The sequence below is a fragment of the Aminipila terrae genome (assembly GCF_010120715.1).
In the GTDB taxonomy this organism is placed as follows: Bacteria; Bacillota; Clostridia; order Peptostreptococcales; family Anaerovoracaceae; genus Aminipila; species Aminipila terrae.
In genome coordinates, this window is the sequence record NZ_CP047591.1 from 1,468,198 (window position 1) to 1,480,864 (window position 12,667).

General features: G+C 40.6%; 10 protein-coding genes and 1 pseudogene. 6 read left to right on the forward strand and 5 right to left on the reverse strand.

Translation table 11 applies throughout. The features are described from left to right. Positions 1 to 218: 218 nt before the first annotated feature. Positions 219 to 1,430, reverse strand: a complete 1,212-nt coding sequence (gene ilvA, locus Ami3637_RS06980; protein ID WP_162361946.1) for a threonine ammonia-lyase — start codon at positions 1,428 to 1,430, stop codon at positions 219 to 221. Positions 1,431 to 1,575: 145 nt separating this feature from the next. Here ilvA and Ami3637_RS06985 point away from each other — a divergent pair, with 145 nt between their 5' ends. The 3 genes from Ami3637_RS06985 (at position 1,576) to Ami3637_RS06995 (ending at position 4,302) form a co-directional block, all read left to right on the forward strand. Then, the gene (locus tag Ami3637_RS06985) at positions 1,576 to 2,802 is read left to right on the forward strand and encodes an ATP-binding protein (RefSeq protein ID WP_162361947.1); all 1,227 of its coding nucleotides are present in this window, start codon (positions 1,576 to 1,578) and stop codon (positions 2,800 to 2,802) included. After that, the gene (locus tag Ami3637_RS06990; protein ID WP_162361948.1) at positions 2,786 to 3,826 is read left to right on the forward strand and encodes a lipase family protein; all 1,041 of its coding nucleotides are present in this window, start codon (positions 2,786 to 2,788) and stop codon (positions 3,824 to 3,826) included. Before Ami3637_RS06985 ends, Ami3637_RS06990 begins: the two co-directional genes overlap by 17 nt. 68 nt (positions 3,827 to 3,894) lie before the next feature. Continuing rightward, entirely contained in the window at positions 3,895 to 4,302 is a 408-nt protein-coding gene (locus tag Ami3637_RS06995) for a zinc ribbon domain-containing protein (protein ID WP_162361949.1), read from the forward strand. Positions 4,303 to 4,416: 114 nt separating this feature from the next. Here Ami3637_RS06995 and ilvD read toward each other — a convergent pair. The 4 genes and pseudogenes from ilvD to ilvB all read right to left on the reverse strand — a co-directional run bounded on the left by ilvD (position 4,417) and on the right by ilvB (position 9,420). Next, positions 4,417 to 6,089 (reverse strand): annotated as a pseudogene (gene ilvD / locus Ami3637_RS07000) (dihydroxy-acid dehydratase). Between the two features lie 53 nt (positions 6,090 to 6,142). Continuing rightward, entirely contained in the window at positions 6,143 to 7,138 is a 996-nt protein-coding gene (ilvC, locus tag Ami3637_RS07005) for a ketol-acid reductoisomerase (protein ID WP_162361950.1), read from the reverse strand. 59 nt (positions 7,139 to 7,197) lie between these two features. Further along, the gene (ilvN, locus tag Ami3637_RS07010) at positions 7,198 to 7,740 is read right to left on the reverse strand and encodes an acetolactate synthase small subunit (RefSeq protein WP_162361951.1); all 543 of its coding nucleotides are present in this window, start codon (positions 7,738 to 7,740) and stop codon (positions 7,198 to 7,200) included. Positions 7,741 to 7,758: 18 nt separating this feature from the next. Then, positions 7,759 to 9,420: a biosynthetic-type acetolactate synthase large subunit gene (gene ilvB, locus Ami3637_RS07015; RefSeq protein ID WP_162361952.1), complete on the reverse strand. Its 1,662-nt coding sequence runs from the start codon at positions 9,418 to 9,420 to the stop codon at positions 7,759 to 7,761. A 377-nt stretch (positions 9,421 to 9,797) separates the two neighbouring features. Between ilvB and Ami3637_RS07020 the strand changes: the two genes are divergently transcribed. Genes Ami3637_RS07020 through leuB form a run of 3 tightly spaced genes read left to right on the forward strand, consistent with a single transcriptional unit; the run spans position 9,798 to position 12,627 of the window. Further along, a complete protein-coding gene (locus tag Ami3637_RS07020; RefSeq protein WP_162361953.1) occupies positions 9,798 to 11,498 on the forward strand; it encodes a 2-isopropylmalate synthase in 1,701 nt (566 codons plus the stop codon). Positions 11,499 to 11,554: 56 nt separating this feature from the next. After that, on the forward strand, positions 11,555 to 11,956 hold the full coding sequence (locus Ami3637_RS19230; protein ID WP_330586874.1) for an isocitrate/isopropylmalate family dehydrogenase: 402 nt from the start codon (positions 11,555 to 11,557) through the stop codon (positions 11,954 to 11,956). Beyond that, on the forward strand, positions 11,950 to 12,627 hold the full coding sequence (gene leuB / locus Ami3637_RS19235) for a 3-isopropylmalate dehydrogenase (protein ID WP_330586875.1): 678 nt from the start codon (positions 11,950 to 11,952) through the stop codon (positions 12,625 to 12,627). Before Ami3637_RS19230 ends, leuB begins: the two co-directional genes overlap by 7 nt. Positions 12,628 to 12,667 lie beyond the last annotated feature (40 nt).

Genomic DNA, 12,667 nt, shown 5'->3' on the forward strand with positions numbered 1-12,667 from the left:
ACACTCCTTTACACAGAAATCGCCTCAGCTTTTTCTATTATTTCTGCCAAAATGATATCATCAAAATAGAAAAAATGAGTCTTTACACTTAAAAGACTCATTTTTACACTTAAAAACCTTATATTATTTTAAAATTTGCTCTTGACACATATAAATAGGTGGTAGAAAGTTATACCTCCAACTTATTTGTTAGTATTATAGCCTTCTTTATTATGTCTTTATTGCTGGGGCTTTTCTCCTACTAACTGCATGCCTGCTTTGACAATCTCCTGCTTTATCTGATCCGCCTGCTCCCTGTCTCGGGTTTCTATGACCACTCTCAGGAAACAACTGTTAATCGCCATATTCGGATCACTTCTGTCATGATATACAGTAACAACATTGCCGCCACAATGACTGATGATTTCACTTACGCTCTGCAGTTGTCCCGGTCTATCCGCTAATTCTATGGTAATTGTAGTTCTTCTTCCACTCATAATCAGCCCTCTGGTTATCACTCTGTTTAGGAAGCTTACATCTATGTTCCCTCCGCTGACAAGACAAACAACTTTTTTCCCATGAAGATCAAACTTGTTAAACATTGCTGCGGCCACTGAAACCGCACCTGCACCTTCAGAAATTAATTTCTGCTTTTCCATGAGAGCAAGTATGGCTGCTGCAATTTCATCTTCGGAGACTACGGCCAGATCGTCAACATACTTTGAAATCATTTCATAAGTTATATCACCAGGATGCTTTACTGCTATGCCATCCGCAAAAGTATTTACAGAATCCAGGGTTATCATATTGCCCTCTTTTATTGATTTAAACATGCTGGGAGCCCCCGCAGCCTGCACCCCATAAACTTTGCAGTCGGGATTCAGACTTTTTATGGCAAAAGCCACTCCACTGATTAAACCGCCACCGCCTACAGGTACAATAACAGCGTCAGCACTGGACAGCTGGTCTAAAATTTCCAGCCCGATGGTGCCCTGGCCTGCGATGACATCTTCATCATCAAAAGGATGAATCATGGTTCTTCCGTCCTCTTTCTGGATTTCTAATGCTCTGGCATGAGCATCATCATAGGTATTCTTTACCAGACAGACTTCTGCCCCATATTTTCTTGTGGCTTCCACCTTGCTCAGGGGAGCCCCGTCGGGCATACAAATCATACAGGGGATGTTATTCTTTTGAGATGCCAGTGCAACACCTTGTGCATGATTTCCCGCACTGCATGCAATAATCCCATGCTTTTTCTCTTCTTCATTGAGCTGGCTTATTTTATAATAAGCGCCCCTCAGCTTAAAGCTGCCTGTAACCTGCAGATTTTCTGTTTTAAGATAAATGGTATTTTCCTCACTCAGTCCTGGAGCCAGAATCAGATCCGTCTTTCTGGCTACCTCTCTTAAAACATAAGCTGCATGATATATTTTGTCTAATGTAAGCATGAGCTTCTACCTCCCGTATATTTTATTTTACTTTAAGTATAGTCCTTAAATTTAGTTAAAATTCGTGGTATAATTAATATTTAAATAATATCATTTTTATATATGTTTATCAATAAAACTTATATCTTGGTACAAGGAGTATTTTATGAATAAATTACATGATTTATCTACAGAATTAAATACTTTAGCAATTTTCAGAAGTATTTTAAATGACGACCTTATAAAGAATTTCCAGGAGCTGGCTACTTCAACCTATTCTTTAGAATCAAAAGATCTGGTTCTTCATATTTATGGAGATTTTGTTTCAAAGCTTTTTAACAAAACCAGTTCATTAACCCGCTATATTGCAGAGCTGGTTCTGAGTGATGAAAACTTTTATATCATTGGGAAAGGTGCCGGAAAAGACTTTGATAAAGTCATAGAATCCAGCTTAAAAAATGAGCTGGACATACTGGACAGACTTGCTTCACTAACACCTGAAGATGCAAAATCAATCATCAATTACAGAGGTTTTTTACCTGTCTGGACCAACGAACCTGTGAATTTAACCAATTTATATATGGAGCACTTGTCAAATCTTCCAATCAGTGGTTATGGTATTTATGCAAAATATTATGCCTTTGTTCTGGCAGGAGAGGAAGTCCTGCCCATATTACATCCTGATCCTCAAAGACTGTCAGAACTTCCCGGCTACGAAAGAGAGCGGAGCCTTATCATTCAGAACACGCTGGCACTAATTGAAGGAACGGGAGCCAGTAATGTTCTGTTATATGGTGATGCAGGAACTGGAAAAAGTTCAACAGTGAAAGCCATTCTAAATGAATATAAGGATAAAGGTCTCAGACTGATTGAAATTAAGAAGGATCAGCTATTACAGCTGCCAAATCTACTGGAAACATTGTCTGTCAATCCACTTAAGTTCATATTGTTTATTGACGATTTAAGTTTTAATGGCAATGATGACAGTTTTGCCGCTTTAAAAGCGGTATTAGAGGGCAGCATTGCATCAAGAAGCAAAAATGTGGCCATTTATGCAACCAGCAACAGACGGCACTTAATTAAAGAAAATATGGAAGCTCGAATGGGAGATGACCTGCATGAGAACGATACCATTCAGGAAACCCTCAGCCTGTCTGCAAGATTTGGTCTTACCGTTACTTTTCAGGCTCCTGATAAAGATAATTATCTGGATATAGTGAAACACTTAGCCAGAGAATACAAACTGGCTCTTTCTGAAAAGGATTTATGCACAAAGGCAGAAGCCTTTGCTATCAGAAACGGTGGAAGGAGTCCAAGAACAGCAAAGCATTTTGTCCAGATTCAGGCAGTTATGCAGTTAGAGGGGGAAGAAGGCAATGATACAAAGAGTTAAATCAGTTTTTATGGTTTTGGTGATCCTCCTTATGGCATCTTTTTCACTGGACGCGACCATTGTTTTGGCTGATAGCCCACAGGATACTCTTTTTCAGCAGGATTCAACTGAATTTAACTTAGATCTGGCAAGGTTTTCTCTTTCTTTATGCCAGGCCGCATATGGAGATACCAGTGCCAACGTTGAAAAAGTTCTTGCCAGCTATGGTTTTGTTAATGATACTGTCTATGACAGTGGTTCTTATAAAAACTCATCCAAGCTGGGCACAGATTTAGTAGGGTACTCTTTTGCCCATAAGAGGCTTGTCTGCGGTGGAAAAGATTTTACGCTGGTTTCTGTTGTTATAAGAGGAACAAGTGGGGACAGTGAATGGATCAGCAATTTTAACATCAATGATTCTGGCAGCAGTCCTGCCATTCATGAGGGCTTCAGGAAAGCAGAAAAGTCTCTGCTAGTCAGTTTAAATAACTACGTCAAAAGCTTAAATTCTGACAAAACAGATACTAAGTTTTTAATTACAGGCCATAGCCGGGGAGCTGCTGTTGCCAATTTACTTGCTGCGGATTTGTCCCAGTCAGAGCAACTGGCTGCTCAATCCAATATTTATGGGTATACTTTTGCAACGCCCAATGTGGCAAAAATAGCTTCAAATAATTATTTAAATATATTTAATGCCGTTAATCCTGCAGATATCGTAACAGAAATTCCACTGGCAAAATGGGGTTATAGCCGATATGGTGTCACTTACTCCCTGCCAGACATATCCCAGGTCAATGGTGAAACCTTAGCTGCCACACAGAAGATTTTATCGCAGCTTGAGACGATGGCTCCTACTGTACAGGATTTTTATAATGCGAAGCTATCCCTGCTGTTTCTAAAGGAAAACCTTATACCTGCTGGTACTGCCAATGTCCATGCTCCTCAGGCATATATGAAGCAGCTCACCACCGCAGACCCGGATAAACTTTTAAAAGTAATTTCTGATTTGCAATTAAAATTACTACCTGATACAAATTATGCCTGATTTGTATTAACTCTAAAAGGAAAGTTAAAGTTTTAGTATCATTATCGATTTAACAAAGGGGGATATATATGAAAAGTGTTAAACCAGGCAGAGGGCCTTCTATGATGGGAGGAATCGGCTCTATTATTGCCGGTATCTTTGGTATTTTCTGGACAATTGGTACAGTGAGCATGGGAGCTCCCTGGTTTTTCTCCATGTTCGGAATTGTATTTATCGGAGCTGCTGTGGTTCAGGCTATATACAACTTCAGTAATGCCACTGGGAAAAATCGTTTTTCTGAATTTGATATCGTAGATGGCTCAGAAGAAACTGATCCGATGCAGGAGTACATAAATGGGAAATCCCATGGGGATTCTATAAGTGAAAGCCTGTTATCTTCCAATACTGAAACCCCAGCCTTTTGCCCTTATTGCGGAGCAAGGCTGGGAGAGGGTTTTGAATTCTGCAGCAAGTGCGGAAAAAAAATTCCGGATTAAAACAATCATTGGTTTGCTTATTATGCTGATTATTCGGTTGGTTAGAAGATGGATTGTACATGATTATTTACATAAGAAAAAACAGCCTGACGGCTGTTTTTTATGTTCTTATTACTAGAAATCCTGTTTCATGATTGCACCTTTTGCAGCTGAATCAACAAGCTTGGCATATCTTCCCAGCCATCCTGTTTTGATATTTGGTTCTGGGGCTACATAACGTGCTCTGCGCTTTTCAAATTCTTCATCAGATACTTTTGCACGGATGGAGTATTCAGGAATATTGATTTCTATTGTATCTCCCTCTTCCAGTAAGCCGATATTTCCACCATTTGCTGCTTCCGGACATACGTGCCCAATGGAAGCCCCCGGCTGGCGCCGCTGAATCGTCCGTCTGTAATTAAGGCGACAGTTTTGTCTAGTTTCATTCCTGCAAGGGCACTGGTTGGATTGAGCATCTCTCTCATACCCGGGCCACCTTTAGGGCCTTCATACCTTATTACCACTACGTCCCCATCAACGATTTTTCCTTTGTAAATGGCATCGATGGCTTCTTCCTCTGAGTTAAACACTCTTGCCGGTCCTGAATGCTGCAACATCTCCGGAGCTACTGCACTTCTCTTTACCACACAGCCTTCCAGAGCAACATTTCCAAATAGTATGGCAATGCCTCCCGTTTCACTGTATGGGTTATCTACAGGTCTTATAGTATCAGGTTTTTTATTCTTTGCGCCCTTTATGTTTTCACCTAATGTCTTCCCTGTTGCTGTGATTACTTCCAAATCCAGCATTCCCTTCTTGGCAAGCTCGCTTTGAACGGCTGGAATTCCTCCGGCTACATTTAAATCCTGCATGTGGGTTTCTCCTGCCGGGGCCAGATGACACAAATTCGGAGTTCTTTCACTTTCTTCATTAAACATATTCAGATTAAGGGGTACGCCTGCTTCATTTGCTATGGCTAAAAGGTGTAATACACTGTTGGAAGAGCAGCCTAATGCCATATCACATCGAAGTGCATTTTTTATAGACCTTTCATTGATAATGTCTCTGGCCTTAATATCTTTTTCCACCAAATTCATGATTGCCATGCCTGCGTACTTTGCCAGACGGATTCTGCCATTATGAACGGCAGGTATTGTGCCATTTCCCGGCAGAGCTATTCCCAAGGCTTCACATAAACAGTTCATACTGTTTGCCGTATACATACCAGCACAGGAACCGCATCCAGGACAACAGCCCTGTTCAAATTCTTCTAATTTCGCATCATCGATCAGATTTGCCTTTCTGGCACCTACCGCTTCAAATATCTTTGACAAACTGATTTCTTCATCGTCTACAAGTCCAGCCATCATAGGTCCACCGGAGCAGACAACGGTTGGAATGTTCATTCTCACTGCTGCCATAACCATTCCTGGAACGATTTTATCACAGTTAGGAACCAGCACCAGACCGTCAAATGCATGGGCCAGTGTCATAGTCTCTACACTGTCAGCAATTAATTCTCTGCTTGCCAGGCTGTATTTCATACCGATGTGTCCCATAGCGATTCCATCACAAACCCCTATGGCAGGAACCATAACTGGTGTTCCTCCTGCCATTCTGACACCTGCTTTTACAGCCTCTGTTATTTTATCTAAATGATAGTGCCCCGGAACGATTTCGCTATGGGCTGAAACCACCGCGATCAAAGGTCTGTCCAGTTCTTCTTTCGTATAACCCATAGCATAAAAAAGGCTTCGCATCGGAGCCTTTTCTACACCCTGAGTTACGTTTGCACTTCTTAGTGTCATACGCAATCTCCTTACCATAACATACTTAACTTAAATCCATAAGCTGTAAGAGCTTATTTTTTCAACCAGCTCATCATCTTTCTTAATTCGCCTCCAATTTTAACAAGAAGATGTTCTGTTTCCTTTCTTCTTGTAGCTAAGAACTTGGCCTGGCCTCCTGCATTAAATTCCTGAATAAATTCACTTGCAAAAGTACCATCCTGAATTTCAGAAAGAACCTTCTTCATTTCCTTACGGGTTTCTTCTGTGATTAATCTTTTACCTGTTCTGTAATCACCATATTCCGCTGTGTTTGAAATAGAGTATCTCATCATTTCAAATCCGCCTTTATTAATCAGGTCAACAATCAGCTTCATTTCGTGGATACATTCAAAGTAAGCCATTTCCGGTTGATATCCTGCTTCTACCAATGTATCAAATCCGGCCTTCATCAATTCAGTTACACCACCGCAAAGTACAGCCTGTTCTCCAAATAAGTCTGTTTCTGTTTCTTCTTTAAAGGTTGTTTCAAGAATACCTGCTCTGCCTGCTCCGATTCCTGATGCATATGCAAGAGCTAAATCTTTAGCTTTACCAGTTGCATCCTGGTGTATAGCAATAAGAGAAGGAACTCCTTTTCCCTCTTCATACTGACTTCTTACAGTATGGCCAGGTCCTTTTGGTGCAATCATGATAACATCAATATCTTCTGCTGGTTTAACCTGATTATAATGGATATTAAAGCCATGGGCAAATGCTAATGCATTACCAGGCTTCATATGCTTTGCAACCTGAGTTTTATAAATATTTGCAGCAAGTTCGTCTGGAACTAGCATCATTACGATATCGCCAGCTTCTGCAGCTTCTTCTATCTCCACAACTTTAAGTCCTGCCGCTTCAGCTTTTGCTGTATGTGCAGATCCTTTTCTAAGACCAACTACTACATTTACGCCACTATCCTTAAGGTTTTCTGCATGAGCGTGGCCCTGGCTTCCAAATCCAATTATAGCAACGGTTTTACCGTCTAACATTCCTAAATTACAATCTGTGTCATAATATTTTTTAATCATTTTCCTGTCTCCTTTTATTTTATCTATTAATTAAATATTGAAATATTTTTTTAGCCTTACTAATCAAAAAGGTCACCTGAATCTATTTCATGCTCTTCCTGACAGCATTCCGGCGTAGCCAGCCCTCTTTTAATTCCTGTTATACCGGTTCTGCACATTTCTATGATTTCATAGCAGCTTACCATATTCATAAAACCATCAATCTTTTCTGGGGCGCCGGTCATTTCCACCACAACACTTTCCTTTGAAAGGTCAATAATCTTTCCCCTGAAAATGTCTACCACTTCTCTGAGAGCTGTCCGATTCATTTTATTAGCTCTTATCTTTACTAATAAAAGTTCTCTGTATACACTGTTTTCTTTTTCCAGCGTAAAGATTTCTTTCACAACTTCCAGTTTCTCCGTTTGTGTGATAATCTGGTTTAAAGCCTGTTCCGTACCAGTAAATACAATGGTTATTCTTGAAATCTCAGGGTTGTTTGTAGCAGAAACGGTTAAAGAATCGATATTAAATCCTCTTCTCCCAAACAAACTGACCACTCTGCTAAGAACATTTGCCTGATTATCAACAAAAATACTTATAACTTCTCTTCTCTTTGTCATAGCAGTACTTCCCCTTTCTTAACCTACTATTATGTCATTTACTGTTCCGCCATTTGGAATCATTGGAAGAACTCGTTCTTCTCTGGATATAACACAGTCTATCCAGACAGGTCCTTCTGACTTAAGTGCTTCTTTAAATGCCGCTTCAAATTCTTCCGGGTTTGTTGCTCTGTAGCCCTTACCCCCAAAACCTTCGATGACTTTTACAAAGTCCGTCTTTCTTTCTGGCGTAGTGGAAGAATATCTCTTGCCATAAAAAGTGGTCTGCCACTGGTAAACCATTCCTAAAACTCTGTTATTCATGATAACAGTTATAATAGGAAGATTGTTGCTTATAGCTGTACATGCCTCTGCCAGATTCATGTGGAATGAACCATCCCCTGTAAAATGGATGACTCTTTTCTGTGGACATCCAATCTGTGCTCCTATGGCTGCACCATAGCCAAATCCCATGGTGCCAAGGCCTCCGCTGGTTAGGAAACATCTGGTATTGGTATGCTTTAAATACTGGGCTGCCCACATCTGGTGCTGGCCTACATCTGTAACATAAATGGTCTCTTTATCTGTAAGGTCGCAGACTGATGTAACAATCTCGTAAGGATGAAGTTTGGCGTTTCCCTCTTTCTTATCCCCTCTGACCTTTTTCCACTCTCGAAGCTTGTCAATCCACTCGGTCCGTTCTACTTTTTCTACCAACGGAATCAGTTTCGTCAGCGCATCTTTTACATCACTTACCACACTTAAATCTACTAGAACATTTTTGTTTATTTCACTTTTATCAATATCAATCTGTACAATAGTTGCATCTTTTGCAAACTTTTTCATGTTTAATGCAACTCTGTCACTAAACCGGGTTCCAAGAGCCAGAACCAAATCCGCTTTATCTACTGCTTTGTTTGATGCAACACTTCCGTGCATACCAATCAGTCCGAGGTTCTTTTTATCATCATAGCTTAAAACCCCTGCTGCCATCATGGTATATGTACCGGGCATATCTGCCTTTTGTAACAGTTCAGCCAGTTGCTTGGATGCGCATGAAGCTGCCACACCGCCGCCAAAATACACGATTGGTCTGTGGGCTTTGTTTATTAGCTCTGCAACTTTTTCAATGTCTGCCATATCGGCTTTTGGCATCTCTGTCACTGCCAGAGGGGTCTGTTTCTCATACTCAATAGTTGCTGCCGTTACATCTTTTGTAATATCAACTAAAACCGGGCCTTTTCTCCCGCTTTGGGCAATTCTAAAGGCATTTCTCAGTGCATCTGCCAAATCCTCAATTTTGTTTACAAAGTAGTTATGCTTTGTAATCGGCATGGTCACTCCTGTTATGCAGATTTCCTGAAAAGCATCTCTTCCAACCAGTGAATCAGGTACATTGCAAGTGATAGCTACCATAGGTATGCTATCCATAAATGCAGTGGCAATACCTGTTACCAGATTTGTAGCTCCCGGGCCACTCGTTGCGAATACTACACCTGTTTTTCCAGTGGCTCTTGCATAACCGTCAGCTGCGTGGGCAGCATGCTGTTCATGAGAAGCGAGAATGTGCCTGATCTTTCCCTGATAACTGTAGAGGGTGTCATAAATGTTGAGGATGGTGCCTCCGGGATACCCAAAGACGGTATCGACTTCCTGCTCTAGCAATACTTCTGCAACAATTTCAGATCCTGTTAATTTCATTTTTGTCTACTTCCCTTCTTTCTAAAAACTTACACACTTTTTTCTTTGGAATGTGCACTCCAGAGCCACTATGACCTGTATGTGATTCACAGGCCAGGTGTTAGTTATCACAAGATAAATCTGTGATTTTTTATCCCACTTGATGGGTGTTTAATACTTATTATATAGTTAAAGACAAAAAAGTCAACGGTTTTTTGTTAAAAATCACAAATTATTTTACCATTTCTTATTGACAAAACACAAAACTTCTATTAGTATGTAAAATCATGAATAGGTATTTAATTATGAATAAGATTTTACTGAACATTTGTATACCTATTTATATCTATATAAAATAATATAATTTGCTTACGAGGCAAAACGAGGAGGAATTTAAAATGAAAAACTATGAAAAGTACAGCGTCGGCTACTTTATGCCGCCAGTCAATGAAATGAAATGGGTCAGAAAAGATCACATCGAAACCGCACCAGTCTGGTGCAGTGTTGATCTGCGTGATGGTAATCAGGCATTAATTGTCCCAATGAGCCTAGATGAAAAGCTCGAATTTTTCCAGTTCCTCGTAAGCCTCGGATTCAAAGAAATAGAAGTTGGTTTTCCTGCCGCTTCCAAAACAGAATATACTTTCTTAAGAAAATTAATTGAAAACAACCTGATTCCTGATGATGTGACTATTCAGGTACTTACTCAGGCCAGAGAGCACATCATCCAAAAGACCTTTGAATCACTGAAGGGTGTAAAAAAAGCTATTGTTCATCTTTATAACTCTACTTCTTTTGCACAAAGACAGCAGGTTTTTAAAAAGTCTCAGGATGAAATCGTACAAATTGCAGCAAGTGGCGCAAAACTTTTAAATAAATACAGGGAAACGATGCCGGAAAGCGAAATATCCTTTGAATATTCACCGGAAAGCTTTACCGGAACTGAAATGGAGTTTGCATTAAGAATCTGTAACGAGGTCATTGATATCTGGAAGCCTACTCCTTCCAACAAGGTAATCATCAATCTGCCTGCTACGGTTTCTATGTCAATGCCCCACGTTTACGCAAGCCAGATTGAATATATGAATGATAACCTTCACAACAGGGAAAACATCATTATTTCACTGCATCCACATAATGACAGAGGCACCGCCGTGGCAGATGCAGAGCTGGGCCTTCTTGCTGGAGGCGACAGAGTGGAAGGTACCCTGTTTGGCAATGGAGAACGTACTGGTAATGTGGATATCATAACTGTTGCTATGAATATGTTTGCTCACGGAGTAGACCCGGGTCTTGATTTTTCTGATATGCCTTCTATCGTTGAAAGGTATGAAAAGTTTACTGATTTAGCCGTTCATCCAAGACAGCCTTACGGCGGACAATTAGTATTCGCAGCATTTTCTGGTTCCCATCAGGATGCTATTGCAAAAGGTATGGCTTTCCACGAAGAAAATAATATGGAAAAATGGACCGTTCCTTACCTGCCGATTGATCCTCATGATGTAGGCCGTAAATATGATGCGGATGTTATCCGTATTAACAGTCAGTCCGGCAAAGGTGGCATTGCTTATATCCTTGAACAGAACTACGGGTATGCTATTCCTCAGAAAATGCGGGAAGAAGTTGGCTATCTTGTGAAAGGGATTTCCGATAATGCTCACAAAGAACTGGCTGCGGAAGAAATTTACGAAATATTTAAAAATGAATATATTAATGTATTTTCCCCTGTAGATATTACAGATGCTACCTTTAAAAAAGTTTCTACCTATAAGAGTGACGACGGAATGTTGGTTGATATCAGTGTAACTATTGATGGCAATGAGTTTCAGGTTTCCGCCGCAGGAAATGGTCGTCTGGATGCAGTGAGCAATGCTCTGAAGCAGACGCCGTATGCCTTCGATTATACTTTTGTAACTTATTCAGAACATGCCCTAGAAGCAGATTCTAACTCCAGAGCCTGCGCATATGTTGCACTTACCGATAAGAGCGGAAAACTTTACTGGGGTATCGGTATCCATGATGATATCATTCTGGCTTCCATTAATGCGTTGGTATCTGCCCTGAACAGGCAGAAGAAAATCCGTCCTCTGGCAGATTAGACAAAATAACAGTTATTTACAAGTGAATATATACAGAATATTAAAAGGAGATAAATATGAACTATAAAATTGCATTAATACCTGGGGATGGTATCGGACCAGAAGTGGTTAGAGAAACAGTTAAGGTTTTAGATAAAATTGGAGAAAAATACAATCATACATTTGAATATACTAAGGTTTTAGCCGGAGGATGCGCCATTGATGAGACGGGAGCATGTCTGCCTCAGGAAACCATTGATATCTGTAAAGCCAGTGACGCTGTTCTTCTGGGTGCCGTTGGGGGATGGCAATGGGATACCCTTCCGGGGGATCAGAGGCCGGAAAGAGCATTGCTTGGTCTAAGAAAGGAGCTTGGATTGTTTGCCAATCTGAGACCTGCCATTTTGTTTGACGAACTGGCTGAGGCCTGCCCTCTTAAACCTGAAATCGTTGCAGGGGGCTGGATATCGTTGTGGTAAGAGAGCTTACGGGAGGAATCTACTTTGGAGAAAAAGGTTTTAAAGATACAGATTTAGGCCCTGCTGCTTATGATATTGAGCAATATGCCGAAGAAGAAGTAAGAAGAATCGCCATTGTGGCTTTTGATATGGCTATGAAGAGAAACAAGAAAGTAACCAGTGTTGACAAGGCCAATGTTCTGGAAAGTTCAAGACTCTGGAGACGAATCGTAGCGGATGTGGCAAAAGATTATCCGGAAGTGACATTAGACAATCTTTATATTGATAATGCCACTATGCAGATGGTGAGAAATCCTAAACAGTTTGATGTCATTGTTACAAGCAATATCTTTGGGGATATTCTTTCAGATGAAGCCAGTATGATAACGGGATCCATTGGAATGCTCCCATCAGCCAGTCTTGCAAAAGGTAACTTCGGTATGTACGAGCCTGTCCATGGCTCTGCTCCTGATATAGCAAACCAGAACAAAGCTAATCCTATGGCAACTATTTTGTCTGCTGCTATGATGCTTCGTTATACTTTTGGCCTGTCTGATGAGGCTGATGATATAGAGGCTGCTGTTAAAACTGTTCTTGCCAATGGCTACAGGACGCCGGACATTTACACAGAAGGAATGAAGGCCGTAGGTACAAAAGAAGCAGGAGATTTAGTATCTGCTGCCATTAAATAAATCTTGACTATTAATCGGGAATAATATGGAGTTGCTCATG

Coding starts and splice junctions, on each gene's coding strand:
- ilvA (WP_162361946.1), bottom strand. CDS start 1,430: ATGCTTACATTAGACAAAATATATCATGCAGCTTATGTTTTAAGAGAG.
- Ami3637_RS06985 (WP_162361947.1), top strand. CDS start 1,576: ATGAATAAATTACATGATTTATCTACAGAATTAAATACTTTAGCAATT.
- Ami3637_RS06990 (WP_162361948.1), top strand. CDS start 2,786: ATGATACAAAGAGTTAAATCAGTTTTTATGGTTTTGGTGATCCTCCTT.
- Ami3637_RS06995 (WP_162361949.1), top strand. CDS start 3,895: ATGAAAAGTGTTAAACCAGGCAGAGGGCCTTCTATGATGGGAGGAATC.
- ilvC (WP_162361950.1), bottom strand. CDS start 7,138: ATGATTAAAAAATATTATGACACAGATTGTAATTTAGGAATGTTAGAC.
- ilvN (WP_162361951.1), bottom strand. CDS start 7,740: ATGACAAAGAGAAGAGAAGTTATAAGTATTTTTGTTGATAATCAGGCA.
- ilvB (WP_162361952.1), bottom strand. CDS start 9,420: ATGAAATTAACAGGATCTGAAATTGTTGCAGAAGTATTGCTAGAGCAG.
- Ami3637_RS07020 (WP_162361953.1), top strand. CDS start 9,798: ATGAAAAACTATGAAAAGTACAGCGTCGGCTACTTTATGCCGCCAGTC.
- Ami3637_RS19230 (WP_330586874.1), top strand. CDS start 11,555: ATGAACTATAAAATTGCATTAATACCTGGGGATGGTATCGGACCAGAA.